The 24,346-nt window shown below is 63.9% G+C and carries 27 protein-coding genes; 9 read left to right on the top strand and 18 right to left on the bottom strand.

Annotated features, from left to right (window positions below):
- Positions 1-235: 235 nt before the first annotated feature.
- Positions 236-559: a hypothetical protein gene (locus AB7245_RS09580; protein WP_085402145.1), complete on the top strand. Its 324-nt coding sequence runs from the start codon at positions 236-238 to the stop codon at positions 557-559.
- 112 nt (positions 560-671) lie between these two features.
- The gene (locus AB7245_RS09575) at positions 672-1,406 is read left to right on the top strand and encodes a metallophosphoesterase family protein (protein WP_028154250.1); all 735 of its coding nucleotides are present in this window, start codon (positions 672-674) and stop codon (positions 1,404-1,406) included.
- 28 nt (positions 1,407-1,434) lie between these two features.
- Here AB7245_RS09575 and AB7245_RS09570 read toward each other — a convergent pair whose 3' ends face one another.
- The 4 genes from AB7245_RS09570 to AB7245_RS09555 all read right to left on the bottom strand — a co-directional run bounded on the left by AB7245_RS09570 (position 1,435) and on the right by AB7245_RS09555 (position 2,930).
- Complete coding sequence (locus AB7245_RS09570) at positions 1,435-1,857, bottom strand: hypothetical protein (RefSeq protein WP_028150369.1); 423 nt, start codon at positions 1,855-1,857, stop codon at positions 1,435-1,437.
- Positions 1,858-1,908: 51 nt separating this feature from the next.
- The gene (locus AB7245_RS09565; RefSeq protein WP_039146277.1) at positions 1,909-2,154 is read right to left on the bottom strand and encodes a hypothetical protein; all 246 of its coding nucleotides are present in this window, start codon (positions 2,152-2,154) and stop codon (positions 1,909-1,911) included.
- Between the two features lie 87 nt (positions 2,155-2,241).
- Entirely contained in the window at positions 2,242-2,412 is a 171-nt protein-coding gene (locus tag AB7245_RS09560; protein ID WP_162136531.1) for a hypothetical protein, read from the bottom strand.
- A gap of 134 nt (positions 2,413-2,546) precedes the next feature.
- On the bottom strand, positions 2,547-2,930 hold the full coding sequence (locus AB7245_RS09555) for a hypothetical protein (protein WP_354079005.1): 384 nt from the start codon (positions 2,928-2,930) through the stop codon (positions 2,547-2,549).
- A 110-nt stretch (positions 2,931-3,040) separates the two neighbouring features.
- On the opposite strand from AB7245_RS09555, the gene AB7245_RS09550 reads away from it, so the two are divergent.
- The 4 genes from AB7245_RS09550 (at position 3,041) to AB7245_RS09535 (ending at position 5,198) form a co-directional block, all read left to right on the top strand.
- Positions 3,041-3,295 (top strand): hypothetical protein, encoded by a 255-nt coding sequence (locus tag AB7245_RS09550; RefSeq protein WP_085402146.1) that lies wholly within the window; start codon positions 3,041-3,043, stop codon positions 3,293-3,295.
- 393 nt (positions 3,296-3,688) lie between these two features.
- Positions 3,689-3,862 carry a hypothetical protein gene (locus tag AB7245_RS09545; RefSeq protein ID WP_166103634.1) on the top strand — a complete coding sequence of 58 codons (174 nt, stop codon included), beginning with the start codon at positions 3,689-3,691 and terminating at the stop codon, positions 3,860-3,862.
- Positions 3,863-4,085: 223 nt separating this feature from the next.
- Positions 4,086-4,337 carry a hypothetical protein gene (locus tag AB7245_RS09540; RefSeq protein WP_014497530.1) on the top strand — a complete coding sequence of 84 codons (252 nt, stop codon included), beginning with the start codon at positions 4,086-4,088 and terminating at the stop codon, positions 4,335-4,337.
- A gap of 495 nt (positions 4,338-4,832) precedes the next feature.
- On the top strand, positions 4,833-5,198 hold the full coding sequence (locus AB7245_RS09535) for a VanZ family protein (RefSeq protein WP_028150366.1): 366 nt from the start codon (positions 4,833-4,835) through the stop codon (positions 5,196-5,198).
- Between the two features lie 24 nt (positions 5,199-5,222).
- Here the strand turns inward: AB7245_RS09535 and AB7245_RS09530 are convergent, their stop codons facing one another.
- From AB7245_RS09530 to AB7245_RS09475, 12 genes are all read right to left on the bottom strand, one after another.
- Positions 5,223-5,507: a hypothetical protein gene (locus tag AB7245_RS09530; protein WP_085402148.1), complete on the bottom strand. Its 285-nt coding sequence runs from the start codon at positions 5,505-5,507 to the stop codon at positions 5,223-5,225.
- 124 nt (positions 5,508-5,631) lie between these two features.
- Positions 5,632-6,078, bottom strand: coding sequence for a hypothetical protein (locus AB7245_RS09525; RefSeq protein ID WP_085402149.1), 447 nt, complete (start codon positions 6,076-6,078; stop codon positions 5,632-5,634).
- A 149-nt stretch (positions 6,079-6,227) separates the two neighbouring features.
- The gene (locus tag AB7245_RS09520) at positions 6,228-7,955 is read right to left on the bottom strand and encodes a chemotaxis protein (RefSeq protein ID WP_354079009.1); all 1,728 of its coding nucleotides are present in this window, start codon (positions 7,953-7,955) and stop codon (positions 6,228-6,230) included.
- 5 nt (positions 7,956-7,960) lie between these two features.
- Positions 7,961-9,052, bottom strand: a complete 1,092-nt coding sequence (locus tag AB7245_RS09515; RefSeq protein ID WP_063985238.1) for a protein-glutamate methylesterase/protein-glutamine glutaminase — start codon at positions 9,050-9,052, stop codon at positions 7,961-7,963.
- 16 nt (positions 9,053-9,068) lie between these two features.
- On the bottom strand, positions 9,069-9,923 hold the full coding sequence (locus AB7245_RS09510; protein WP_071916273.1) for a CheR family methyltransferase: 855 nt from the start codon (positions 9,921-9,923) through the stop codon (positions 9,069-9,071).
- 138 nt (positions 9,924-10,061) lie between these two features.
- Positions 10,062-11,864, bottom strand: coding sequence for a methyl-accepting chemotaxis protein (locus tag AB7245_RS09505; RefSeq protein ID WP_439034211.1), 1,803 nt, complete (start codon positions 11,862-11,864; stop codon positions 10,062-10,064).
- A 60-nt stretch (positions 11,865-11,924) separates the two neighbouring features.
- Positions 11,925-12,401: a chemotaxis protein CheW gene (locus AB7245_RS09500; RefSeq protein ID WP_063985241.1), complete on the bottom strand. Its 477-nt coding sequence runs from the start codon at positions 12,399-12,401 to the stop codon at positions 11,925-11,927.
- Positions 12,402-12,437: 36 nt separating this feature from the next.
- Positions 12,438-14,135, bottom strand: coding sequence for a methyl-accepting chemotaxis protein (locus AB7245_RS09495; RefSeq protein WP_071916275.1), 1,698 nt, complete (start codon positions 14,133-14,135; stop codon positions 12,438-12,440).
- 38 nt (positions 14,136-14,173) lie between these two features.
- The gene (locus AB7245_RS09490) at positions 14,174-14,635 is read right to left on the bottom strand and encodes a chemotaxis protein CheW (protein WP_201266195.1); all 462 of its coding nucleotides are present in this window, start codon (positions 14,633-14,635) and stop codon (positions 14,174-14,176) included.
- Positions 14,635-16,722, bottom strand: a complete 2,088-nt coding sequence (locus AB7245_RS09485) for a chemotaxis protein CheA (protein WP_085402151.1) — start codon at positions 16,720-16,722, stop codon at positions 14,635-14,637. The genes AB7245_RS09490 and AB7245_RS09485 overlap by 1 nt, the downstream gene beginning before the upstream one ends.
- On the bottom strand, positions 16,719-17,084 hold the full coding sequence (locus AB7245_RS09480; protein WP_008142319.1) for a response regulator: 366 nt from the start codon (positions 17,082-17,084) through the stop codon (positions 16,719-16,721). The genes AB7245_RS09485 and AB7245_RS09480 overlap by 4 nt, the downstream gene beginning before the upstream one ends.
- Complete coding sequence (locus AB7245_RS09475) at positions 17,084-17,407, bottom strand: STAS domain-containing protein (RefSeq protein ID WP_063985245.1); 324 nt, start codon at positions 17,405-17,407, stop codon at positions 17,084-17,086. Before AB7245_RS09475 ends, AB7245_RS09480 begins: the two co-directional genes overlap by 1 nt.
- A 286-nt stretch (positions 17,408-17,693) precedes the next feature.
- On the opposite strand from AB7245_RS09475, the gene AB7245_RS09470 reads away from it, so the two are divergent.
- The 3 genes from AB7245_RS09470 to AB7245_RS09460 all read left to right on the top strand — a co-directional run bounded on the left by AB7245_RS09470 (position 17,694) and on the right by AB7245_RS09460 (position 21,862).
- Complete coding sequence (locus AB7245_RS09470; RefSeq protein ID WP_354113350.1) at positions 17,694-18,833, top strand: response regulator; 1,140 nt, start codon at positions 17,694-17,696, stop codon at positions 18,831-18,833.
- 188 nt (positions 18,834-19,021) lie between these two features.
- Positions 19,022-19,693 (top strand): hypothetical protein, encoded by a 672-nt coding sequence (locus tag AB7245_RS09465; RefSeq protein ID WP_085402153.1) that lies wholly within the window; start codon positions 19,022-19,024, stop codon positions 19,691-19,693.
- Between the two features lie 18 nt (positions 19,694-19,711).
- Positions 19,712-21,862: an adenylate/guanylate cyclase domain-containing protein gene (locus AB7245_RS09460; RefSeq protein ID WP_085402154.1), complete on the top strand. Its 2,151-nt coding sequence runs from the start codon at positions 19,712-19,714 to the stop codon at positions 21,860-21,862.
- A 26-nt stretch (positions 21,863-21,888) separates the two neighbouring features.
- On the opposite strand, the gene AB7245_RS09455 is transcribed toward AB7245_RS09460, so the two are convergent.
- Positions 21,889-22,953, bottom strand: coding sequence for an SDR family oxidoreductase (locus tag AB7245_RS09455; protein ID WP_439034210.1), 1,065 nt, complete (start codon positions 22,951-22,953; stop codon positions 21,889-21,891).
- A 177-nt stretch (positions 22,954-23,130) separates the two neighbouring features.
- Positions 23,131-24,303, bottom strand: a complete 1,173-nt coding sequence (pobA, locus tag AB7245_RS09450) for a 4-hydroxybenzoate 3-monooxygenase (protein ID WP_085402156.1) — start codon at positions 24,301-24,303, stop codon at positions 23,131-23,133.
- Positions 24,304-24,346 lie beyond the last annotated feature (43 nt).

The following is a 24,346-nucleotide window of genomic DNA, read 5'->3' as shown; positions in this document are numbered from 1 at the left end:
AGTGCACCGAAAAAATCAAATCGATTTTCATGCAATGCAGCGTCGCAGCAAAACAATGCTCAAACTACTGTCACACGCGTGACAATTAAGCAGGCATCACGCCGCGTTTCACACCAAATCGCGTCATTTTCGCACAGCATTGTCGCGCGCATTTGAACGGCTGTTCAACCATGCCGCTTAAGCCGTTATTAGGCCGCGGCCATTAACACTCGTGACCAATTCGAGGAGTTGCGTCGTGAGTACGGTTGCCATTTTCAGTCTGCTGATCGGATCGTTGCTGGGAGGCCGATTCCGAATCTTCATCCTGCCGCCCGCCATCGTTCTCGGCGCCACGATCCTCGGTGCGGGCTCCGCCTGGCGGGGACATGATTCAGCTCACATCGTTGTGACGATCCTCGTTTTCGCGTCGGTGCTCCAGCTTGGCTATTTCTGCGGCGCGGTTCTGGTCCGCGCGCGAGAGGCCGCCTATCGCGGCAAGGCCGCACCATCGTTCGACAGCGGCAACTCGGCCAGCCTCGCGCAAGCTTGGGGACGGGTGATTCGCAACGCTGGTGAATGATCGAGCAGGCGCAGGCTTGCCGGCAGGGGTAGAAAAAAACCTGCTCGGACACCCAAATTCGCCGATAGCATATTGACATCCCGGGCGAAGCTCTTTGAAAGAGTTGCACCCCATGTCCATGATTGCGCCCCGAAATTCGCCCCGGCCGAAGCTACCGAACGGCGTGCGCATCTATGCGATCAGCGATATCCACGGCTGCGCCCATCTGCTCGAGCAGATGTTCGCCGTGATCGATGCGGACATGGCGAACAGCCGGCCGTATCGCGCGATCGAGGTCTTCCTCGGCGACTACATCGATCGCGGACCGGACTCGCGTCATACCCTCGATCTCCTGATCAACCGCAGCCGCCGCCGCAACACCGTCTTTCTCAAGGGCAATCACGAGGCCTATTTCACCTCGGTGCTGGAAGATCCCGCCCGCGCCGCCGAATGGTTTCAGTTCGGCGGGCTCCAGACCCTGATGTCGTACGGCGTATCGGCCGCGCCCGGCCTTGGCAAGGACGAGTTGCCCGATCTGGTTCGCGAGCTCACATCCGTGATGCCGCCGGAGCACATCGCGTTCCTGCGCCAGTTGCGGCCGACCTTCACATGCGGCGACTTCTTCTTCGTCCATGCAGGGGTGCGTCCGGGAATTCCGCTCTCCGAGCAGCGCGAGCAGGACCTGTTGTGGATCAGGGACGAGTTCCTGCAAAGCAATAGGCGCTTCGGCAAATACGTCGTGCACGGCCATACGCCGGTGAAGCAGGCCGAGCTGCTCGAGAACCGGGCCAACATCGATACCGGGGCCTACGCCACCGGAAACCTGACGCTGCTGTCCATTCAGGGCAACAGCATGCTCGCGATCTAGCGGTCTCGCTCGCGCGCCGTACCAGGCGTCAGTTGGTGGGGCTCGCCGGAGGCCGGTAGTCCGGGAAACGGCTCAGCATCGCCGCCTTCAGGAACTTGAAATGGGCGATCGAGGCGCCGAGCTCCTTGAGCCGGCGCTGGCCGTTCAGGATTTCCTTGTCGAACAGGTCCTGGTGGTGATTGTCGAGCGCCTCGCGCTCGAGGTATTCGTCGTCGCCGTTGCCGATCGTCACGGCGGCGCGCGCCAGCACGTCCTCGACCCGGCGGTTGAGACCTGACTGCTCGCGCTCCGCCGCATGCAGGGCGTCATCGATCGCAACCATGATGGCTTCGATGCGGGTGCGATCGGTTTCGGCGTCGCGCTCGGGCGAGCGCGCGCGGAACACCTGCTCTCCGCCGAAACGGTCTTTCAGGAAGTTATGGGTGCGGGCCCGCAGGAAGAGCTGAAACATGCGTGCATTTTCCGGTTCGAGGCGCCAGACCAGAAAATGGGCCTGCGATGGTTAATAAAGGTTGAATCCTTCGCGCCGTTCGGTGCGGCTTTGCGCCATCCAGGCCCTCCAGGCCCCCTCGTGCTTCTCATAGAGCTCGAGCCTGCGCCGCTCGCCGGCATCGGGCGCGACCTGCGCCTGCTCGCTGTCGAGCCGCTCGAACTCGAACGTCTCCTCGGGCGTCAGGCCGATCAGGACGCGGCGACCTCCCCCATCGACGAAATACCGCCGTGGCGCGTTGTACGTCGGGCTCGTCATGGCGTCTCCCCGAAATCCCGTCATGATTCACTCCCCTCCACCGCCATGCGAGCCGCAACGCGAGAACCGCACGCCGGTTGTAAATCCTCAGAATGCACGCCGCGCCCTCGCCAATGAACTGTTCTGCCGGAACGCGGTGGGACTGTAGGGACGGTGGAACGGATGACGCTCCGCGCGCTCGCGGGGCCGCAGCGCGCGTGTCGCATAGCCTGCGCCAAAGCCAGCGAGGAGCGAGACCAGGATCGCGAGCAGCATCATTCGTAATTCGTTCCAGTGATACTGGCAGTCTCATCCTCGAGTTGTGTCGAGATCATGATCACCGCCGCTGATTTTCTCGTCATGCCAGGGATTTTTTGGGCAGCACCCTGCATGCGAAGTGATCGGCTCGTGCGTCAGCCGAAAAACCAGAGGAACAATCGCACCAGCAACAGCGTGATGAAATACACCCAGCCCGCCATCGCGATCAGCGCAACGCTGAAGAACGCGCCTTCAAACGCCCGCTCTCTGAGCTTGGTGAGAGGAAGTGCCGCTCGCGCCTTTTGAAGCATCTCGGTCTTCTTGATTTTGTTGATTTTGATTTGTTCGTGCGCGCGCACCATAGCCGAACGAATTCGACGATCTCGTGACGACTCAACCGAGAGAAGCATAATACTGCTCGTCAAACCGCTGCCGCATGCATCGCGATTGGATTTTTTCTCGTTCGAAGCCGTTGCGACCAACCGGCGCCGATTCAATTCAAGTTGATCGCTCGAATCGACGTCGTGATTTCGAAGCAAACAATGTCGTGATCCCGAAGCATCTAATTCCTAATCGCGCACAAGTGCTGACGCCGCAACGCCGTGCCATCCATTATCAAGGGGAGATTGCCGCCTGAGCTTGGAGGACATTGAGCGCGCAGGGAACAAGTTCCCTGCTCGCCTCCATCGCCAGCATGGCGTCCGAGCAGCTCCTGCCTGTCTTCGGCAAGCCGATGATCCCGTGCCTGCGATCCATCCTGACGTTCGCCGACGTCAGGAGAATCCTCACCACCACCACGCGGCAGGACCAGTCGCTGTTTCGACGGCTGCTCGGCGACGGCTCGGGGATCGGCACTTCTTCCATGCTGATCAGAACAGTCCGCGCGGATTGGCGGAGCTGCTGAGTCTTGCCGCAGCGTCGAGACGCGAAGTCGGGTCTCGGATATCGGCAGGCGCCCCCCGCGAGGATTTCGAGTGCGGACTTGCGAAGACCGTGCGCCGGTTCTGCGACAACCGGACGTGGTGGCAGAACATCCTCGATCCCCACCATCACAGCGTGCAGATCGATCTTGGTTAGCGAAACTCCGTGGTTATACGGAGCGCAACGCGCCGATTTCATCGCGGTAAGGTTGAGCAGTTAGCTTAATCCGCGTTGTTTGTTGCGAACCTTAGTGGATCGCATATCCATCTTCTCACCGGGCTCCCCCAGGCCCGGCCCCACCCAAGCAAAGCCGTCGAGCGAACGTGGGTCCGCTTGGCGGCTTTGTCTTTGTCTCGACGAGAGGATGATTTCGGTTATGGCGCGCAGGCCCTGGTCGTTCAAGGAAGACCGCCGGCTGATGGAATTGGCCAAGTCTTCGACTTCGCTGGAAGAGGCAGCAAAACTTCTCGGGCGCTCGCCCGATGCGATCAAGCGTATGGCCTTGCGCCTCGGCCTGTCGCTCAAATCCAAGGGCGCCAAGAAGGGCTAGCGTCGGCCGCGCGCGACACGTCATGGACGGGTGTGTCCGCCTCATCGATCGATGAATGGCAGCCGCCAGTCGACATGGGCCGATCGCTTCAGCACTCTCGATCTCTCCGCACCCGGATGTTAGACTATCCAACGATGAAGATTGAACATCGTCCCTTTTCGGCGCAAAACGGTCGCCGGACCGGCTTCGGTCTCAGTTTGATAGATTGTTGGAGGAATGCACCATGTTGTCCCGCGCGCTCGCCGTAGCTCTGCTCCTGGCTTTGCCCTCAGTAGCGTCGGCGCAAGTCCCCGTGGGGTTCGGATTTCCAAACGGCGCGCCGTGGTGCGCCTTCGGTTTCGATTGCCGATTCCTGAATTACCGGGAATGCGCCGACTGGATTTTCGATCCTGCGCGCAACTGCCTCAAGAATCCGTACTTCGCAGCCCACTACCCGACCAATGTCGACAAGGGCTGGTCCTACAATCGGCGCTGAACGTCGGTCCCTGCGAACGGCTTGGTCATGCGGTCAGGCGCGTTGCTTTGTGCTTGACCGGAGGCCAGGTTTGTCGATGACGAGAATTTGGGCAGGTGCGATCGCCTGCCCGTTCCCCTGACGGCGGAACTCTCGGCGGCGCTCCGCATTGCTTTCGAAAGAAAGCGGGAGGCGGAGCCGTCATGGCAAGCTCTTTCCTTATCGTGATGTCGATCTGGTTCGGCATCAACATCCTGTTCTTGGCAGTCCGGCTTTGGGTCACCAGGCGGAAGAACTGGCAGATGAATGCCTGCCCTCGCCAACTCAGCGCCGTCCGCGTGAGATCGCGACTGCACCGCCACGTTTGACGTCAAGTGAATGCATGCGGATTGGGCCGTAGCCACAGCTCCGCGGCTCGCCCGTGAACCTTGGTTCATGCCCTCGAGGGTTTGTGAACCTTAACGATGTTCTTGGCTTTCGAAAGCGGCCAGCCGGTCGACCGGCTATGTTGGCGTAATGCGCCGCAACCATCTCATCGCAGCCGCGGTTATCTGTCTCGTGCTCATCGTCTATGCGACGCTGGCCAAGCTCGCGGGCCGGCCGGCACTCATGGGCCACGCGGAGGCCTACTGGGTCGTCGTGATTGAGCGCTTCAGCGCCTACGGCCTGTTGGGCTTCCTGCTGTCCTTCCTGCTACCGGGGCGCGTCAAGCTGGCTTGCGCGTTCGTGGTCGCCGTCGCAGTCGGGTTAGAGGTCTTGCAGGCCGTGACGCCGGATCGTGATCCACGATTCATCGATGTACTGCAAAAGGCCGCCGGCGGCACCGTCGGCGTCCTTCTGGCCCAGACCATCCTGGCATTCCTGCCGAGGCCGCCGTCCTGAGGCGGCCACCGGCGCCGCGAGAACTTACGCCACTCCGCGCCGCAAGCTCGGCTGACTGGTCGAAAGAACCCCGGACATCTGCCGATGGGCATCGCGCAGCGCCCTGATCGCGTCATCGAGGTCGAATTCGGCTTCGCGAACGGTCTCGAAGAACCGGGCCATCAAGGCGAGGTTCAGCTTCACGCGGGTGTTCCCGTCGCGGCTCTTGCGGCGATCGAGCGAAAGATGCAGCGCCTGCATCCTGGCCTCGGCAGCGCTGCAGCCGCTGAGGGTCGCGAGTTCGTCATATGTCATCCAGATCTGAGGCATGTCCCTGTCCGCCTTTTGTTATGGGCCCCAACCTAGATTTCACCTCTAAAACTAGTGTTGCCGCAGTCCAGTCGCGCCGTGATTTCGCGACAACAGCGTCAATGCAAAGCTAAAAGCCCGCACCCTACGACACAGGCGCCTTGGGCGGCGTGAACGGATGACGCGGCCGGGAACGGTTGTCGAGGCCCTTGGGCAGCTTGTCGGCGTTGAGCTTCACGACCGCGCATTTGGCGTCGGTTGCCGGCGCATCTTCCTGGCTGTAGATCAGCGTCGCCTCGAACTTCACGTCGGGTGCTTCCTTGGCCGTTCCCGAACAGCTCGCCACCAGGCCGTTGCACACACCCGAGAGTTTGACCTCGACCTCATCGGGCCCAAACACGCTCAGCGGGCCGTCAGCATGCCGGTTCACGGTCAGGACGGCCGAGAAGTGCTGCTCATCGACCCGGTAGGAACCACCATAAGTAAAGAAGCTGTCGCGGCCCGAGATCCGGCCCTCGGCCAGATCCACGATGCCGGTGCCCTGACCTCGTGGGGTCCTGAACCAGGCAGCGTATTTACCGTCTCTCAGCATGGGGAATTTTCCGAGGTGAAGATCGCCCTGTATTTGCGACCAACTCTGGGGCGCGACAATGACCTAACGGCCAGCCCTTCGGGCAAGGTTAATGCTCGGAAAACCCAATCCGTCGAATTGCCGCCGACGCGCGACGCCGGCGGCGAACGTCAGAACAACTCTATGCCGTCATCCGCGGTCTCGACCGCTTCGACGCGGCGCGTGGCGGCGATCGACGCAAGGCCAAGCGTTTGCAGGAATTCCCGGTGAACGTCCCGCTCGCGCTCCATCGTGTAGCGCGCGAAGAGATCATCGAGCATCGCCTGATCCTGCGCCTCCGGCTGCGGCCGCCGCGCGCCGGCGCTCGCGGTCTCGAGCCGCGCAGCAACCGCAGGCAAGGCTGCGGAGCTCTCGCCTAGCGAGCTCATCAGACCTTGCGCCGAATTCATCAGGCCCTCGAATTCCGCGCCTTCATCGACGAGCCGGCTCATCAGCTTGCCGAGCCGTTCGTTGCCGACCTCGACCTCGCGCAGCGCCTGGAGGATCTGCGGCTCGAACTTGGCGAGCTGCGTGGGATCGCCCCGGACGCGGAGCTCCTTCAGCTCGTTCGCAGAGCGCTCGATGCCGTCGAGCACGGGCCGCAAGCGCCCCGCGCCCACAGAGACCTGGTCGGCGGTCGCCTTGAGCTCGTTGGCGATCACGACGAAAGCGCTGCCGCGGCTGCCCAGATGGCTTGCCTTGAGGCCGGCATTCATTCCGATCAGGGTGATGTCGACGGTGGCCTCGGCGAGCCCGGCGATCGCCTGGCGAAACTTTGCCAGCGTGTCCTCGACGATGGCGAGCGCCTCGTCGACCGAGCGGCCGGCGCTCTCGCAGGTGGCGATCAGGGTCGAGGCATGTGCCAGTGCCTGCTTGATGCGCGCCAGGAACGATGACGAGCCGCCATCCGCGCCGCCGAACAGCGTGCGGCCATGGCCGACGACACTGCCCGCATCGTGCAGGATGGCGGTGAGCGCGCGAACGATCTGGCCGATATCGCCGCCGAATTCGCGCTGGGCGTCCCTGAGCAGGGCCGCCTGCAACTGGCAGATCGCGCGCGCGCCGTCCTCGCTCGCACCCCGTTCGGGAACGAGGCCCGGCACAGCTTCCGACACTTGGCCGAGGCCATGACAGACATGTTCGAGGCGCTGGCGCGTGCTGTCGCCGGCCTGCAAGGAAATGATCGCGCCGCCAACCGCCTCGGCGATCTTCCTGGTGCTGGTGCTCGCGAGGTCGGCGAGCTGGCTGCTGTCGCGGCGCTGGCCGCGCAATCCGGAATAGGCTGCGCCGAGCTCGGCGCTCTCCGACACCAATTGATTCCGATAACGGCTCTCGAACTCCTTCTGCCGACCGGCGGCAGTAGCAACGGCCTCCGACAGGCGCTGCTGGTCCCGCGCGCAGCTCTCGATCGAACCTTGTACCGCCTTGCCGAGATCGTAGGCTTCCTGCGTGAAGGCGAGAAAGCCCTCGCGATCGCCATCCAGCGAGGCCGCCTCGATCCGCGCGCTGCGCGCGATGATGGTGATCATCTGGATATGCTTGAACAGCGGCTTGAGCAGCGCGGACGCCTCCGCCGTGCTGGTGCCGATGGTCGCAAGCAGCGCGCTCTCGGACGGCAGCGCCTCTGCCAGCTCGCTGAGCCGCGCGGCGATCTCCTGTAGCGCGGTGGCCGCGCCCTCGATCTCGGCGCCGGAGAGTTCCTCCGAGAGCGTCGCGAGGCCCTGGTTCAGTTCCTTGAAGATGAGGTGGCCGCGACCGAGCTCGTGACCGACGCGCGCGAAGACGTCCTCGATCCGCGACGAGACATCCTCGATCGCGACGATCGCCTCGGTGAGCGTGTTGGCTGGAATGGCGGACATCGCAATCAACCTGCCACCGCAACGTGTCCGGCCTGATACCAGAGCATGATCTCGCGCGGGATATGATGCAGCGAGACGACCTTCTCGACACCGCCATGCGCGATGGCTTCCTTGGGCATGCCGAACACCACGCAGCTCTCCTCGTCCTGCGCGCGGGTCGAGGCGCCGAGCTTGCGCATCTCCAGCATGCCGCGCGCGCCGTCGTCGCCCATGCCCGTCATGATCACGCCGAGCGCATTGGCGCCGGCATGCTGGGCCGCGGAGCGAAACAGCACGTCGACCGAGGGGCGATGCCGCGACACCGGCGGGCCGTCCTTGATCGCGATCTGGTAACGCAGGCCGATGCGCTGGAGCAGCATGTGACGGGCGCCCGGCGCGATATAGGCGCATCCCGGCAGCACCGGCTCGCCGTCCTCGGCTTCCTTGACGCGGACCTGGCAGACGCTGTCGAGACGCCTGGCGAAGGCCGCGGTGAACCCTGCCGGCATGTGCTGGACGATGACGATGGGAGGACAGTGCGGCGGCAGCATCTCGAGGACGTCGTTGAGCGCTTCGGTGCCGCCGGTCGATGCGCCGATGCATACGATGCGCTCAGTCGTCGGCCGGACCTTGCCCTGCACCGGCGGCGGGATGATGGCGTCGGCGGTCAGCTTCCTCTCGATCATACGGCGCTCCGCCCGCGGACGCACCCGCGCGCGCGCTGCCGATTTCACGGCCTCGCGCAGCCGCGTCGAGCATTCGAGCAGCGCCTGCCGGGTGTCGATCTTCGGCTTCGGCACGATGTCGACCGCGCCCGCCTCGAACGCCTCGAACATCACGTTGGAGCCTTCCTCGGTGAGCGAGGAGCAGATGATCACCGGGATCGGGCGCTGCGCCATGATCTTGCGCAGGAAGGTCATGCCGTCCATGCGCGGCATTTCCAGGTCGAGGATCATGACATCGGGGATTTCGTTCTGGAGGCGGCGCGCCGCCGCGAACGGATCGGAGGCCGCCCCCATCACCTCGATGTCAGGATCGTCGTTGAGGATCGTTTGCAGGATTTGGCGCACCGACGCCGAATCGTCCACGATCAGTACGCGAACTTTCTCCCTCGGCATTCTGGTTGCGCTCCGGCTAGACCTTGAAAATGGTTGGCTGAACTTGCTTCAGACCCGGCACTGCACTGTGAATCATCGATTCCGAATGACCGACCAGAAGATAGCCGCCGGGCCGCAAATGGCTGCACAATTGCTCGATCACCTTGCGCTGGGTCTCGCGCTCGAAATAGATCAGGACGTTGCGGCAGAAGATGATGTCGACGTCCCGGTCGACGGGGTAGGACTTATCCATGAGGTTCATCCTCATGAAATGCGTCATGCGCCGCAATTCCGGCACCACCCGCACTTCGCCGCGCAACTTGTCCCGCGACGACAGGAAATAACGCTTCACGAAGGGCTCCGGCACCGGGGCGAGCACGTCGCGGGTGTAGATCGCGGACTTGGCAAGTCGCAGCACCGCGGTCGAGATGTCGGTCCCGAGGATGCGGTACTGAAACCGCGAGCCGTTCCGCGTCATGTCGTCCAGCACCATGGCGGTGGTGTAGGCTTCCATGCCGGTGGAGCTCGCCGAGCTCCAGATCTTCAGGTTCGCGTTCTTCCGCCCGTGCGACTTGAGCAGGGCCGGGATCGCGACGTCCCTCATGAAGGTGAAGTGCTGGGGCTCCCGGAAGAAGTCGGTCTTGTTGGTCGTCACCACATCGATGAGATGGGTCAGCTCGGTGTCGAAATGATCGGCCTCGAACAGGTTGTCGACATACTCGTTGAGGTCGGAGAAGTTCAGCGCGCGCACGCGCTTGTGCAGCCGCCCCTCCAGCATCAGCCGCTTGCCCTGCGGCAGCTTGATGCCGACCTGGCCCTCGATCAGTTCGGCTATGGTCCGGAAGTGGCGGTCGGACAGATGGACGACCGTATCCTGCACGGCGGGCATCATGGCTGAATGCCCCGATCCGCGATGGCCGCCTGCACTGAATATTGGGCCGAACGGGCCATCTTGAATCCCACGCGTTTACACGATCACTGACGGCGGATCGGCCCACCGGTGAAGGATGGGCCGACCTCTTGACCGCTCTCAGCGCTGGAAATCGGCGTCCCGATCGTCCTCGCCGTCGTTCATGTCGAAGGCGAAGCCGCCGCCACCGGCCGCCTTCACCGCGCGCGCCGGCCTCGCCTGCGGCTTCTTGGCCGGCCGCTCGACGGCCGCCATTGTCGCCGCCTTGGCGCGGAGCTGGGTAACCGCCCGGTCGATCGGCGCAGCGGCCTGGCTGCGTCCCTGCTCGATGCGGAAATAGGCGATCGTCGACTGAAGCTGCTCGGCCTGCGAGGCGAGCTCCTCCGAGGTCGAGGAGACCTGTTCGGACGCGCTGGCGTTCTGCTGGCCGACCTTGTCGAGCTGCTGGATCGCCTGGTTGATCTGGGCCGAGCCGACGTCCTGCTCGCGGCAGGCGGCGGTGATTTCCTCGACGAGCTCTGCCGTCCTCTTGATATCAGGGACGAGCTTGGAGAGCATATTGCCGGCTTCCTGCGCGACCTTGACGGTTTCAGTCGAGAGCGTGCCGATCTCGGCGGCGGCCGCCTGGCTGCGTTCGGCGAGCTTGCGCACTTCGGACGCAACCACGGCAAAGCCCTTGCCGTGCTCGCCGGCGCGCGCGGCCTCGACCGCGGCGTTGAGCGCGAGCAGGTCGGTCTGGCGCGCGATCTCCTGCACGATCGTGATCTTCTCTGCGATGGTCTGCATCGCGTTGACGGCGCGGCCGACCGCGGCGCCGCTGGCCTCGGCATCCTTGGCGGACTGCGCGGCGATCTTCTCGGTCTGGTTGGCGTTGTCGGCGTTCTGCTTCACGTTCGAGGCCATCTCTTCCATCGAGGAGGAGGCTTCCTCGGCGGACGAGGCCTGCTCGGTCGCGCCCTGCGAGAGCTGCTCGGCACTGGCCGAGAGCTCCTGGCTGCCGGCGGAGACGTTCTGCGCCGCGGTCAGGGCTTCCGACACGATCTGGCGAAGCTTCTCCACCATGCGCTCGAGCGCGAGGCCGAGCGTATCCTTGTCCGACGGCGGTTTGGCCTCGACCATGAGATCGCCCTGCGCGATCTGGTTGGCGAGCGCCGCCGTCGCGTTGAGGTTGACCGTCATCGCGTTCAGCGACTTGATGAGATCTCCGATCTCGTCATTGCTGGAGGACTCGATCTTGTGGCTGAGATCGCCGATCGCCACCGCATCAGCGAGGCCCACCGCCTGCGCCAGCGCACGGCTGATGTTCAGCGCAATCCAGGTCGCCGCGACCGCGGCGATCAGGAGCGAGGCAATGACCAGGCTCATCAGCAGCATCTCGGCGCGCGCACCGTCCTGCTTTGACTGCTCGGCCTGCTCAGCCATGTTCTTCTTGACATTCTTGATGTAGACATCGGCCGCTTCGATCGCGTCCGCAACGACCTTGCGGCCATCATGCATGGAGCGGTCCAGGGCCTTTGGCTTGTCGGTCTTCGCGAGCCGGACCGTCTCGTCCTGATAGGCGTTGAGCTTGGCGAAAGCGACGTTGAAGACCTCCATCAGCTTCTTGCCGCTTTCGCTGGCAGCCGCGTAGATCTCGTCCTTCGACTTGGTGATCGCATCGCGGTTCTTGATGAGGTCGGCCTGGAACTGCTCGTGCTCTGCATCGGACGCTGCGAGAATCGCGTTCTTCTCCGCGCGCACAAGGAACAGGATGCCTTCCTTCAGCTCCGCGGCCTTTTCCATCCGGCCCGCACGGCTGACCAGAAGCTCGGTGGTGCTGACCATGTCCGCCAGCTTCATATAGCCGACCGCACCGGCGATCATGGACAGCAGGATGACGACGCCGAAGGCGCTGGCAAGCTTGGCTTTGACGGTGAATCTCATGTCAGTCTCGTTGGTTCGAATTGGGGTGCTTACGCTTGACCACGCTTCACGCTTGCAAATTCAGGCGGCGCGAGAGGTATCGCGCCCTTCCGGGATCTCGTCGTTCGCCATCAGCTTGGCGAGATCGAAGATGACGACGAATTTCTCGCCCTTGCGGCCGATCCCGGCGGCATAGTCGGACTGCCATTTGCCGCCGACCTCGGGGATGGGCTCGATCGCCTGCTCGTCGATATCGGTGACCTCGAACACGCAATCGGCCACAAAGCCGACGCCGACCAGGCGATCCTTCATCGGCACGTCGAGGATGATGATGCGGGTCGCTTCAGTCGCTTCCACGGCCGGCAGGCCGAGCTTGGTGCGGAGGTCGACGATGGGATAGCCGCTGCCGCGCACGTCGATCATGCCGAGCAGGAAATTCGGCGCATGCGGCAGCCGTGAGATCGGCCGCATGTCGAGAATTTCCCGGACATTGCGGATGCTGATGCCGAACGTCTCGCCGGCGAGCCCGAGCGTCAGATATTGCGAGGTTGCGGCCATGGTACGGTCCAGGGTCAGATTGTTTTCAAGTTGCGGTCAGCGCTGGAATTCGGCGTCGCGGTCGTCTTCGCCGTCATGCATGTCGAAGGCGAAGCCGCCGCCATTGGCGACCTTCATCGCGCGCGCCGGCTTGCGGGCGGGCGCGGGCTTCTTGACGCCGCGGTCCGCTGCCGCCATGTGCGCGGCCTTGGCGCGGAGCTGGGTGACGGCGCGGTCGATCGGCGCGGGCGCGGCAGCCTCGCCGCGGCCGGCATGCTCGATGCGGAAGAACGAGATGGTGGACTGAAGCTGCTCGGCCTGCGAGGCGAGCTCCTCGGAGGTAGAGGACACCTGCTCGGAGGCGCTGGCGTTCTGCTGGCCGACCTTGTCGAGCTGCTGGATCGCCTGGTTGATCTGGGCCGAGCCAACGTCCTGCTCGCGGCAGGCCGCCGTGATCTCCTGGACCAGCTCGGCGGTCTTCTTGATGTCGGGCACGAGCTTGGACAGCATGTCGCCGGCTTCCCGCGCGACCTTCACGGTTTCCGTCGACAGCGTGCCGATGTCCGCCGCTGCCGCCTGGCTGCGTTCGGCGAGCTTGCGCACTTCGGACGCGACCACCGCAAAGCCCTTGCCATGCTCACCGGCGCGCGCGGCCTCGACCGCGGCGTTGAGGGCAAGCAGGTCGGTCTGGCGCGCGATCTCCTGCACGATCGTGATCTTCTCGGCGATGGTTTGCATCGCATTGACGGCACGCCCCACGGCGACGCCGCTGGCTTCCGCGTCCTTGGCCGACTGCGCGGCGATCTTCTCGGTCTGGTTGGCGTTGTCGGCATTCTGCTTTACGTTCGAGGCCATCTCCTCCATCGAGGACGAGGCTTCCTCGGCCGACGAGGCCTGTTCGGTCGCGCCCTGCGACAGCTGCTCGGCACTGGCCGAAAGCTCCTGGCTGCCGGCCGAGACGTTCTGCGCCGCGGTGAGTGCTTCGGCGACGATCTGCTTGAGCTTCTCGACCATGGAGTTCAGCGAGGTAACGAGATCGCCGATCTCGTCGTTGCTTGTGACCTTGATCGACTGGCTGAGATCGCCATCGGCAACCGCGCCGGCGAGCCCGACGGCGCGGCCGAGACCGCGGGAGATGCTCAAGGAAATCCAGATCGCGGCGATCAGGCCGATGACAAGCGAAGCCAGCACGGCCGAGATCAGTAGGAGCTGGGCCCGGTTGCCGTCCTCGTGAGCCTGGGCCGCCTGAGCGGCCATGTTCTTCTTGACGTTGGTGACGTAGACGTTGGCGGCTTCCATGGCCTCGGCGACCGCCTTGCGGACCTCGGTCATGGAGCGCTCGGCGGCTTTCGCCTTGTCGGTCCGGGCGGTCTTGAGGGCGTCGTCCTGAACGGCGTTCATCCGCGCATACGCGACGCCGAAATTCTCCATGAGTTTCTTGCCTTCGGGGGAAGCCGCGGCCTGGATCTCTTCCTTCAACTTCGAGAGCGTCTCGCGCTGCTTGGCGATTTCGGCGATAAAACGATCCGCCTCGCCTTCAGGCGCGAGAATGAGGTTCTTCTCGGCGCGAACCTGAAGCAGGATACCCTTCTCGATCTCCGCCGCACGGTCCATCCGGTTGGCACGCGACACCAGACTGTCGGCGGTGTCGATCATCTCGCTCAGTTTCACATAAGCGAGGCCGCCCGCCGCCATCGACAGCAACAGGACCACACCGAACGCGATGGCAAGCTTTGCCTTGACCGTGAATCTCATTTCCAGCCCCTACCCCAGTCTCGCCCCGAGACCTCATTTCAATTCAGGATGCGTTCCATGTTGGGAACGATGACAAACTCTTCTCGCCACTTGGCGATGAAACGGATGAATTCCGGCTTCCAGTGCATGCCGACGCGCGGCGTCTGCTGCACGTCGGCCTGCGATATCTCGGTGACCTCGTAGACCTTGTCGGCAGTGACGCCGACCAGGACCGGCTCGCCGTCGAGCGTGAGCTCGATGACGACGATGCGCGTGTCGGCCGAATTGTCGAGCTGCGGCATGCCGAAGCGGATGCGCAGGTCCGCAAGCGGAATGACGTTGCCGCGCACGTTGATGACGCTCGGAACGAAGGCCCGCGCGCCCGCCACCTTGGTCACCGGCACGGGATCGATGATCTCGCGCACGAGGCCTGCGTCGAGCGCGAACTTCTCCTCGCCGAGGCCGATCATTACGACCTGCATCGCGTCGGCGTGATGCTCGCCCGTCAAACCATCGTTCATCAGGCCGCCTCGCTGATATGCTGTTTCTCGACCTTCGACTGCGCCAGCGTGACGAGCTGCGCGACATCGAGGATCAGCGCCGCCGTGCCGTCACCCAAAATCGTCGCGCCGGAGAAGATCGTGACGTCGGAGTGCAGCTTGGAGAGCGACTTGATCACGGTCTGGTGGTTGCCGATGATCTGGTCCGCGACAAGACCGACGTGCGTCTCACCGGTCGAGATGATGATCGTCTTCTGGTGCCGGTCGGGCGTACCCGACGCAGTCATGATTTCGCGCAGCCTGAGGAAGGGCACGAGATTGCCTCGCACGTTGAGGAAGTTGCGGCCGCGGGAGCGCTCGTCCTCGGCGGTCAGCTCGATGCATTCCTCCACGGCCGACAACGGAATGATGTAGCGGCCCTCGCCGACACGGATCAAAAGACCCTCGATGATCGCAAGCGTCAGCGGCAGGCGCAGCGTCACCGTGGTGCCCTGGCCCGGCCGGGTCGACAGATCGATCGTGCCGCGCATGTTCTCGATGGTGCGCTTGACGACGTCCATGCCGACGCCGCGGCCCGACAGCGCCGAGATGGTCTGCGCGGTCGAGAAGCCCGGGTGGAACAGGAACTGGTGGATCTCGTGATCGGTCAGCACGGCGCCGGAGGCGATCAGCCCCTGCTCTTCCGCTTTCGCGCGAATGCGCGCGGTGTTGAGGCCGCCGCCATTGTCCTTCACGGTGACGAGCACCTGCGCACCGGAATGAACGGCGGCGAGTTCGATCCGGCCCTGCTCCGTCTTGCCGTTGGCGGAGCGGGTCGCGGTGTCTTCGATGCCATGGTCGATGGCGTTGCGGATTAGGTGCACCAGCGGATCGGCCAGGCACTCGATCATGGTCTTGTCGAGTTCGGTATCCTCGCCCGTGGTGACGAATTCGACCGGCTTCGACAGGTCGCGCGACAAATCGTGCACCAGGCGGCGGAAGCGACCGAACAGCGAGCCGATCGGTACCATGCGCGCGCCCATCGTGGTGTCGCGCAGGGAGGAGGCGAGGCGCTCGATTTCCTCTGCGATCATCTTGATCGAGAGATCCGAACCGGACGAGGCGAGCTGCGTCAGCCGCGCCTGGGCGATGACGAGTTCGCCGACCCGGTCCATCAACTCGTCGAGACGCTCGGCCTGGACGCGGACGGTGGCGATGCCGCGATCGTCACGCTTGGCCTCGGGTTTCGGTTCAGACTTGGATTCAGGCTTGGCTTCCGGCTTCGGCTCCGCCTTTGCGACGGGCTGCGCGGCGACAGGCGCAACAACAGCCTCGACCGCCGGCGCGGCCATCTCGGCCACAGGAGCCGGCTCCTCGTCGAGGAGCTGGAACAGCGGCAGCGGCGCGGGGGCTTCGACCTGCTCAAGCGGCGAGAGGGTCAGCTTCATCTCGTCCTGGACGAACATGAATACGTCGTCGATCGCGTCCTTGTCGCAGGCGGCGTGCAGCTTGACGTCCCACTTCAGATAGCAGTCTTCCGGCTCCATCTCGTCGAGGAACGGGATGCCGTCGGTCACGGGCACGACGAAGCACGGGCCGAGCTTGCAAAGGTCTTCCAGCAGATCGAGCGGGTTCGAGCCGTTGCGCAGGATGTGGGATTCAAATTCCAGATACAGGTGCCAGCCGGCCTGCTTGCTTTCACCGGGGGCCAGCGGCGGCGCTTCGGCGATTTCGGCGACGGGCGCGGCGGACTGGTCGGGAAACACGAAGCGCTTGAGGTCGTCGAGGATGGCCTCGCCGATGATGTCGTCGGTCGACTGCGGATCCTCGATCAGCGCGCGGATATAGTCCTTGGCCGCAAGCGCGACCGAGATCAGCTCCTGCGTCGGCTTGATCTCGCCCTTGCGGACGCGGTCGAACGCGGTCTCGAATTCGTGGGTAAAGGAGGCGACCTTGTCGAAGCCGAACATGGCGCCCGAGCCCTTGATCGTATGCAGGGCGCGGAAGGCGGAATCGACCAGCTCGCGGTCGTCGGGACGCTGGCCGAGGTCGAGCAGGGCCCCTTCCAGGACCTCGAACAGTTCGCTGGCTTCCTGGCGAAAGACCTCTGTCGGGTCCATCGCGTTCATGCACGCACCAGCTTGCCGACCACGGCGAGCAGCTGCTCCGGCTTGAACGGCTTGGTAATCCAGCCGGTGGCGCCGGCGCTCTTGGCTTCCTGCTTCACCGTGTCGTTGGATTCGGTGGTCAGAAACACGATGGGCATGCCGACCGCGCTCGGCAGCTTGCGCAGCGCCCGGATCAGCTCCAGCCCGTTCATGACGGGCATATTGAGGTCGGTGATGACGAGGTCGAGCTTGCCGGCCTGCGCCTTGGCGAGCCCTTGTGCGCCGTCGCCGGCCTCGATCACGTTGTGACCGGCCGGCTCGAGCACGACCTTGATCATCTGACGGATGCTGGGGGAATCGTCGACCGTGAGAATCGTGGCCATCAGGTGCCATCTTTCTTTTGCGGGAAGTGCTGATCGATCATCGCATCGCTGGCGAAGCCGGCGCGGCGAAGGGTGTTGCGCAGAGACTGGGAGAACGATGTGAGCACCACCGGGCGGCCTTGGGCCTCGCCCGTCTTGGCGGTCGACAGCAGAAGCTGGATCGAGGTTACGTCGGCCTTGTCGACGCTCGAACAATCGATCTCGAGCCGATCCTGCCGGCCGAAAGCTTCGCGGATCAGGTCATAGACACTGCGGATCGCAGCGATGCTGCAATCTGCAGGCAGCCGTAGGGACCACTTCGGCTCAGTGACGTCAGACGGCATTCGTCCCCCAGATTTCCTCGGGATTCGCTGCACGCATGACGCGAATCTCGCGCGACGACTATTCGCTTGGGAGAGTGTGCAAACCCCTAATAGGCATCACCGTACAACTACGGGTCACAAACCGAAGAACTTCGCGTATGCATGCAGGCGTGCATGGTTCGCTCAATTCGCATGCGCTGTGCGCAGTCTTGAGTCAGTTCGCCGCAGCCCGGGCGTTTGCTCCGCGTTAAATCGCAAAGACTATTCGTGGAGGTCACGCCTCGCATCCGAACGAGACCGGCCGCCGATGCTGACCCAAGCGCTTCTCGTTGATGACAGCCGCTCTGTCCTCAATTTCCTGAAACGTCATATCGAAGCCGAAGGCCTGGTCGAGGCCACGACTTTCCTCGATCCCGTCGAGGCGCTGGCTTGCGCGCGCGAGCGCGTCTTCGACCTCGTGCTGGTCGACTACGAGATGCCGCATATGGACGGCATCAGCTTCATCCGCGCCTTCCGCACCCTGCCCGGCTGCGCCGACATCCCGATCGCGATGATCACGTCGCGACAGACCGATGACGTCAAGATGGAAGCGCTGCAGGCTGGTGCAACCGATTTCTTACCGAAACAGCCACAGAGCGTGGAGATGACGGTGCGCCTGCGCAATTTGGTGCGCCTTGGTGCAGCCGTGCGCAAGCAGAACGACCGGGCCGCGGATCTCGCGAGCGCGGTCGCGGCCGCGACCCAGAAGCTCGGCGAGCGCGAGGAGGAGATCATCTTGCGGCTCGCGCTCGCGGTCGAATACCGCGACAACGACACCGGCGAGCACACGCTGCGGGTCGCCCGCTACAGCCGCATCATCGCCGAGCAGCTCGGCCTGCCGCCCCGGCTCTGCCGCGACATCTATCTGGCCGCGCCCCTGCACGACGTCGGCAAGGTCGCCATCCCCGACCATATCCTCCTCAAGCCCGGCAGGCTCACCGACGAAGAGATGGCGGTGATCCGCACCCATGCGACGATCGGCGAAAAGATTCTGGCGGACTCCAGCTGCGAGCTGATCCAGCTCGGTGCGCAAATTGCCGCAGGCCATCACGAGCGTTGGGACGGCGCGGGCTATCCGAACGGCCTTCAGGCAGACGAGATCCCGGTCGCCGCGCGCGTCGTCGCGGTCGCCGACGTCTTCGACGCCCTGACGACGCGCCGGCCATATAAAGAGCCGATGCCGCTCGACGTGGCGCGCGACTATCTGGTCGAGAACCAGGGCCGGCAGTTCGACCCGGCCTGCGTCGAGGCCTTCCTGTCGCGCTGGGACGAGGTCGTGGAAATCGCCGCCGGTCAGCAGGCGACGCCGTATCAGAAGACCGAAGCCCCTCTCGCGCCTATTATAGAGTGTGCGGCAGAGAGCCCTGCGGTCGAGGACCGGTTGCCTGAGCCCGTCCCGGCCGCCTGACATGATCCATCCGGCAAATAGCTTGCTGCGGCTTCGCTTTTCTCCGGTCGCAGGTTTGAACCTGTTCCTGCTAGAGTGCACCAACAACCAAGAGTGATTCCGGTCACATTTGTCTGGACGCGCCGCTGCTAAGCATCGGACCAAGACGGGGACCGGCGATATATCGGTCGAATTGGATGAGAACTCCCATGAGAAGCCTGATCGGCGCTGGTGTCGGCGCGTTCTGTCTTGCGGCCCCCGCTTTGGCGGAGACCCCGGCCGCGATCGTCGAGGACGTCCAGGGCAAGGTCGACGGCATCGCGTTCATGGACTATGTGGCGCCCGGCAAGATCATCAAGCTCGGGCCCAAGGCCAGCATCACGCTCAGCTACCTCAAATCCTGCCAGCGCGAGATCATCAGCGAAGGCGTCGTCCTGGTCGGCGCCGAGCAGAGCACCGTGCAACTCGGCGAGGTCAAGCGCGAGAAGGTGCCCTGCGATACCAATGCAGCAAAACTGTCCGAGCGCGAGGCCAACCAGAGCGCCGCAACGACCTTCCGCACCATGCGATCGGACGCCAAGGGAGCGCCGCCGGCCAAGCTGCCGACGCTCTATGGCGTCGCCCCGCTGATACAGGCCAAGAGCGGCAGCACGCTGGTGATCGAACGCACCGACGGCAAGGAGCCCACGATCAGCGTGCCGCTCAAGAGCGAGATCATGGTCGGTGGCAAGTTTTATGACTTTGCCAAAGCCGGAAAGACACTGACCCCGGGCGGCAGCTATCTCGCCATCCTCGGCGCCAAGCGCTACGCTTTCCAGGTCGATGCCAGCGCCACGTCATCGCCGACGCCGATCGTCGGCCGGCTGCTGCGGCTCGAATAGGCGGTCTGCGACGGGGCGATGCGACGGATCGGGGGACGGGACATCGTTGCGGCGATCCTGATTGCGCTGGTTGCGGGCGCGGTCTTCACGTCCCCGCCGCTTCAGACGCTGCAAGGTCTCTCGCTCGATATCCTCACGGCGCTGCGCTGGAAGCTCGTCGGCGATCGCCGCGATCCCGCCGATTCGCCGGTCGTCGTCGTGGCCATCGACGGCGAGACCTACGACACCCCACCCTTCAAGGGATCGCCGACGCAGACCTGGACACGCGAGATCGGCCGTGTGCTCACCGGCATCACCGACGGTGGCGCCAAGGTGATCGGCTTCGACGTCATCTTTCCAAGCTCGATCGAGCAGTCGGAAATCCCCTTCGGCGAGGTGCCGCTCGGCGCGCGCATGAGAGGGTTTGACCGGGATTACCTGATAGCGTTGCGGCAACTCTCCGACGGCGACAAGCTCGTGCTCGGCGAGATCCTCAGCAACGACCATCCGGAGAGGCCGTATCGTGCGCAACAATTGGCGGTGCGCACCAACATCCGCGCGCTCAATGTCCATACCGACGCGGACGATGTCATCCGGCGAATGCCACTCAGCTTCTCCATCGACGGCAAGCCGGCCCCCGCGATGGCAGTCGAGCTCGCCGCGCGCGCGCTCGGCGGAAAGCCCGCGATTGCGCCGTCCGGTGCGACCGAGCTATCCGGCTATTCGGTCCCGAGCGCGGTGCCGAACACGCTGACGCTCAACTTCCGCGGAATGGGCCGCGACGTTCCGACCTATTCCTTCGCCGATCTGCGCGCCTGCGTCGAAAAAGGCGACCGCGATTTCTTCCGCCACGCCTTCGACGGTAAGGTCGTGCTGCTCGGCACCGCCCTGAACTTCGAGGACCGCAAGCTCACCTCGATGCGCCTTGCGGGCGGATATGACGGGGCGCCGGCCGCGCGCTGTGCCCTGCCCGCCCCGGCAAGCACCGCACAGAAGGCCCGGAGCGATATCGCCGGCGTCTTCGTGCACGCCACCGTCGTGCGAAACCTGATCGAGCGCGACGCCGTGACCGAGCTCGGCTTTCCCATGCGGACCGTTCTTGCGATCGTGTTCGCGGCGATCATCGCCTGCGCGGCCTCCATGCTCGCACCGGGCGGCGCGATGATCGCATGGCTCGGCCTCACTGCCGCTTACACAGCCGTCGCCGTCGCCGCGTTCGTGCACGCGCTGGCGCTGCCGCCGACCGAGCCTGCGCTCGCAAGTCTTGCCGCCCTCGCGATGATGATCGGCTACCGCTTCGTGCTCGCCGATCGCGACGAGCGCTTCCTGCGCCAGAGCTTTGCCTTCTATCTGGCGCCCGAAGTGATCAACACCATGGTCGCCTCCGGCAAGATGCCGGCGCTCGGCGGCGAGATGCGCAACGTCACCATGTTCTTCTCCGACCTCAGCGGCTTCTCCTCGATCGCCGAGACGATGACGCCGGGCGAACTGGTGACGCTGATGAACGAATATCTCTCGGCCATGACCGACATCATCGAGAGCCATGGCGGCTATGTCGACAAATATATCGGAGATTCCATCGTCGCGATGTTTGGCGCGCCGGCCGACGATCCCGCGCACGCGCGCAACGCGGTTCACGCCGCGCTGAAGTGCCACGAGAAGCTCGCGGAATTGAACGTCAGCAATCCCGCCTTCGCAGGCCATGGCCTGTCGCACCGCATCGGGCTCAACAGCGGCGAAGCCGTGGTCGGCAACATCGGCTCGCGCCGCCGCTTCAACTACACCGTGATGAGCGACACCGTGAACGTCGCCTCGCGCCTCGAGGGCGCCAACAAATATTACGGCACCGCCATCATGGCCTCGGAAACGACGATGGCGCAGACCGGCGACACTTTCGCCTGGCGTGAGCTCGATGCGATCAGGGTGCTCGGCCGCGGCGAGGCGATCCAGGTGTTCGAGCCGCTCGCGGACAAGGGCGCGGAGGGCGCCGAGCAGACGAAGGTGGCCACAGCGTATGCGGAGGGGCTGGCGTGCTGGCGGGCAAGGGAGTTTTCGAAGGCGGCCGAGGCGTTCGACGGCGTCGCGAAGATCGACCCGGCGTCGGCGCTGTTCGCCAAGCGCGCAAAAGCCCTCGCCGCAAATCCACCATCGCCAGAGTGGACGCCGGTCAATACGCTGGAAGGAAAGTAGCGGTTGTTTACTCTTCGTCAGAAGGCTCAAGGAATGACGTTCGCGGCACGCAACCTGCTGAAGAGATCGAAAAAACTGTCGTCCGTCGCCTGATATTCAGGGAAACCGAGCTTACGGCTCTTGCTCATATCGGTGACGACTTCGATAGGTCGGCCCAAGTCGGCATCGGTGTGCCATGCCGACGAAAGGACGGAGAGGTCTCTTTCGACGAGATCATACTTGAGCGCGATATCAGCCCATATACGACCTGAATCGGCAAGCTGACGCTCAAGCGGCGAAATTTCCTCTGGAAAGGGCGCAGGCTGCAACCCGAACCAGCCGGCCAGTCGCGCCCACATCCAGCTCCATCGGAAGACATCGCCATTTACGACGTTGAATGCCTGGTCTCGCGCGACCGTCGTCGTCGCGGCCCATTCCAGGTGCCGCGCCAGCAATCTGGCATCCGTCATATCCGTCAGGCCGGTCCATTGCATCGCCGAGCCTGGAAAGAGAAATGGCCGCCCCGTTTCTCGACAGATCGTCGCGTAGACGGCAAGCGTCGTTCCCATGTTCATGGCGTTGCCTATCGCATAGCCGATGATCGTGTGCGGGCGGTGAATGCTCCAGCTGAAACCACCGCGCCTGGCCGCATCGAATAGTTCGTCCTCCTGAGCGTAGTAGAAGTTCTCGACATCGAGCCGCGGTTGCTCCTCGCGGAATGGCGTCGCGGGCAGCCTGCCTTTACCGTAGGACTCGAACGGTCCCAGGTAATGCTTTAGCCCGGTGACCAGCGCGACATGAGAAAGCGTATCTGCGCCGGAAAGTGCTCCCAACACGTTGCGCACCATCGCAGCGTTAACGCGGATATTTTCCGCCTCGGTCGGCTGACGTAGCCATGTGGCGAGAAACACGTGAGTCGGACGAAGGCTCGCCAGGATGTCGCGAAGCGAGGTCGGATCCTGCAAATCGGCCGCGATGGGACGAACACCATCGAGGCCGCTTGGCGGGCGCCTTGCGAGCCCAAGCACCTGCCAGCCGCGATCGCTGAGATGGCGGGCGAGATTGCTGCCGACAATACCGCTGGCGCCGACCACAAGCGCTGTATTCGTCATCGCTGCGCCCTCCTGTTCGGTTGAGGAGGTAGGAACTATCGCACAAGGCAACAGAGCATTTCGGCGTCCGTCACCACTTATTGAAAGGGAACCGGCCTGACGGGCGAACTCGCCTCGTGCCGCGAGGAGAGCTCCCCTTTGGAGCGGCAACGTCAGCTGAGCGGTCACAAACCGTCGCTAAAACGGCAGACCCACGTAATTCTCCGCGAGCAGCCGCTGCGCCGTCTCGGACGAGAGCAGGTACTCGAGCTCCGTCTGCTGAAGCCGGTCCTCGTATTCGGAACGGTCGGGAAAACGATGCAGCAGCATCGTCATCCACCACGAAAAACGCTGCGCTTTCCATATCCGCGCAAGCGCCTTGGCGGAATAGCCCGCAAGGCCGGAATCGTCGCCGTGCTGATAATGCGCAAGCATGGCGTGGTAGAGATAGTAGATGTCGGACGCCGCGCTGTTGAGCCCGCGCGCGCCGGTCGGCGGCACGATGTGGGCGGCATCGCCGGCGAGGAACAGGCGGCCGTAGCTCATCGGCTCGGCGACGAAGCTGCGCAAGGGCGCGATGCTCTTCTCGATCGAGGGCCCGGTAATCAGGCGGCCGGCGACCTCGTCCGGCAGACGGCGCTTCAGCTCCGTCCAGAATGCATCGTCGCTCCAGTCCTCCACCTTGTCGGTCAACGGCACCTGGACGTAGTAGCGGCTCAGCACTTGTGAGCGCAGCGAGCAGAGCGCAAAGCCGCGTTCATGCTTCACATAGATCAGCTCGGGCGACACCGGTTTCGTGCGCGACAGCACGCCGAGCCAGCCGAATGGATAGACCTTCTCGTATTCGCGCAGCACGTCCTTCGGGATGGACCTGCGGCTGACGCCGTGAAAGCCGTCGGCGCCAACGACGTAATCGCAATCGATGCGGACGATCTCGTCGTTTGATCGATAGGTCACGTAGGGCCGGTCCGACGTCAGATCGTGCGGCGTCACGTCCTCGGCGTTGTGCACGACCTTGCCGTCGAGGCGATCGCGCGCCTCGTAGAGGTCGCGCGTCAGCTCGGTCTGGCCGTAGACCAGCACCGAATTGCCGCCGGAATGCTTGTGCAGGTCGATATGGGAGAGCACGCCGTCATGCGCGATCTCGAAACCGTTGTGGATCTCGCCCTCGCGGTCCATCCGCTCGCCGCACTGCGCCTCGCGCATCAACCTGGCGAAGCCGTGCTCGAGCACGCCGGCACGGATGCGGGCGAGCACGTGGTCGCGGCTGTATTTCTCCAGCACGACCGTATCGATGCCCTTCAGGTGCAGAAGCTGGGACAACAGCAGCCCGGACGGCCCACCGCCGATGATGCAGACCTGAACTTTCATTTTTACGTCCTCCCGTCGCCGCGTTTTTTGCAGATGGGGCGCC

This window comes from Bradyrhizobium sp. 604_D8_N2_3, assembly GCF_051810765.1.
GTDB lineage: Bacteria > Pseudomonadota > Alphaproteobacteria > Rhizobiales > Xanthobacteraceae > Bradyrhizobium > Bradyrhizobium barranii.
This window is presented reverse-complemented; position numbering and strand designations above follow the sequence as displayed.

Excerpts from the sequence above, each read along its gene's own strand:
- AB7245_RS09475 (WP_063985245.1), bottom strand. The coding sequence starts at position 17,407 with ATGCCGTCTGACGTCACTGAGCCGAAGTGGTCCCTACGGCTGCCTGCA.
- AB7245_RS09480 (WP_008142319.1), bottom strand. The coding sequence starts at position 17,084 with ATGGCCACGATTCTCACGGTCGACGATTCCCCCAGCATCCGTCAGATG.
- AB7245_RS09570 (WP_028150369.1), bottom strand. The coding sequence starts at position 1,857 with ATGTTTCAGCTCTTCCTGCGGGCCCGCACCCATAACTTCCTGAAAGAC.
- AB7245_RS09455 (WP_439034210.1), bottom strand. The coding sequence starts at position 22,953 with ATGACGAATACAGCGCTTGTGGTCGGCGCCAGCGGTATTGTCGGCAGC.
- AB7245_RS09530 (WP_085402148.1), bottom strand. The coding sequence starts at position 5,507 with ATGCCTCAGATCTGGATGACATATGACGAACTCGCGACCCTCAGCGGC.
- AB7245_RS09500 (WP_063985241.1), bottom strand. The coding sequence starts at position 12,401 with ATGGCCGCAACCTCGCAATATCTGACGCTCGGGCTCGCCGGCGAGACG.
- AB7245_RS09495 (WP_071916275.1), bottom strand. The coding sequence starts at position 14,135 with ATGAGATTCACGGTCAAGGCAAAGCTTGCCATCGCGTTCGGTGTGGTC.
- AB7245_RS09510 (WP_071916273.1), bottom strand. The coding sequence starts at position 9,923 with ATGATGCCCGCCGTGCAGGATACGGTCGTCCATCTGTCCGACCGCCAC.
- AB7245_RS09465 (WP_085402153.1), top strand. The coding sequence starts at position 19,022 with ATGAGAAGCCTGATCGGCGCTGGTGTCGGCGCGTTCTGTCTTGCGGCC.
- AB7245_RS09485 (WP_085402151.1), bottom strand. The coding sequence starts at position 16,722 with ATGAACGCGATGGACCCGACAGAGGTCTTTCGCCAGGAAGCCAGCGAA.
- AB7245_RS09575 (WP_028154250.1), top strand. The coding sequence starts at position 672 with ATGTCCATGATTGCGCCCCGAAATTCGCCCCGGCCGAAGCTACCGAAC.
- AB7245_RS09560 (WP_162136531.1), bottom strand. The coding sequence starts at position 2,412 with ATGATGCTGCTCGCGATCCTGGTCTCGCTCCTCGCTGGCTTTGGCGCA.
- AB7245_RS09460 (WP_085402154.1), top strand. The coding sequence starts at position 19,712 with ATGCGACGGATCGGGGGACGGGACATCGTTGCGGCGATCCTGATTGCG.
- AB7245_RS09565 (WP_039146277.1), bottom strand. The coding sequence starts at position 2,154 with ATGACGAGCCCGACGTACAACGCGCCACGGCGGTATTTCGTCGATGGG.
- AB7245_RS09545 (WP_166103634.1), top strand. The coding sequence starts at position 3,689 with ATGGCGCGCAGGCCCTGGTCGTTCAAGGAAGACCGCCGGCTGATGGAA.
- AB7245_RS09505 (WP_439034211.1), bottom strand. The coding sequence starts at position 11,864 with ATGAGATTCACCGTCAAAGCCAAGCTTGCCAGCGCCTTCGGCGTCGTC.
- AB7245_RS09490 (WP_201266195.1), bottom strand. The coding sequence starts at position 14,635 with ATGAACGATGGTTTGACGGGCGAGCATCACGCCGACGCGATGCAGGTC.
- pobA (WP_085402156.1), bottom strand. The coding sequence starts at position 24,303 with ATGAAAGTTCAGGTCTGCATCATCGGCGGTGGGCCGTCCGGGCTGCTG.
- AB7245_RS09535 (WP_028150366.1), top strand. The coding sequence starts at position 4,833 with ATGCGCCGCAACCATCTCATCGCAGCCGCGGTTATCTGTCTCGTGCTC.
- AB7245_RS09540 (WP_014497530.1), top strand. The coding sequence starts at position 4,086 with ATGTTGTCCCGCGCGCTCGCCGTAGCTCTGCTCCTGGCTTTGCCCTCA.
- AB7245_RS09470 (WP_354113350.1), top strand. The coding sequence starts at position 17,694 with ATGCTGACCCAAGCGCTTCTCGTTGATGACAGCCGCTCTGTCCTCAAT.
- AB7245_RS09525 (WP_085402149.1), bottom strand. The coding sequence starts at position 6,078 with ATGCTGAGAGACGGTAAATACGCTGCCTGGTTCAGGACCCCACGAGGT.
- AB7245_RS09520 (WP_354079009.1), bottom strand. The coding sequence starts at position 7,955 with ATGTCCGCCATTCCAGCCAACACGCTCACCGAGGCGATCGTCGCGATC.
- AB7245_RS09515 (WP_063985238.1), bottom strand. The coding sequence starts at position 9,052 with ATGCCGAGGGAGAAAGTTCGCGTACTGATCGTGGACGATTCGGCGTCG.